The 476-nt window shown below is 33.0% G+C and carries 1 protein-coding gene; it reads right to left on the bottom strand.

Annotated elements, in window-relative coordinates; all coding sequences use genetic code 11:
- On the bottom strand, nucleotides 1-476 hold a 476-nt coding region (locus KA878_RS14215; RefSeq protein WP_398577058.1), incomplete at both ends, for a POT-type proton-dependent oligopeptide transporter.

Genomic DNA, 476 nt, shown 5'->3' with positions numbered 1-476 from the left:
TAATGGTGAAGTAGATAATTGGTAATGCGACACCAAGTATCAATACAGTTGTACTAACGATATTAAATGATAATGTACCAGTTAATCCTGTAATAACAAGCACTGCAGCAATAATTAAAATAGCCACGATAAATATCAATGCATATTTTTTCTTTTCGCTTTGGTTTAATGGATTCGTTGGTTTTGTACCTACATTACCGATATTTTTCTTGTTAAATATCATGTACCAAGCTAAACCAAGCGCCATACCTACGGCTGCAATTAAGAAACCAGCATGGAAATTACCAGTATTTACGAATTGATTTAGAATCAATGGTGAAATAAGTCCACCTAGATTGACAGACATATAGAAAATAACAAAGCCTGCATCAATACGTGTATCATTTTCTGGGTATAATCGACCAACGATATTAGAAATACTTGGTTTCATTAAACCAGATCCAACGATAATGAAGAACATTGAGATAAATAATCCG

Source organism: Staphylococcus sp. GDY8P57P (genome assembly GCF_017892585.1).
GTDB classification, from domain to species: domain Bacteria; phylum Bacillota; class Bacilli; order Staphylococcales; family Staphylococcaceae; genus Staphylococcus; species Staphylococcus borealis.
This window is presented reverse-complemented; position numbering and strand designations above follow the sequence as displayed.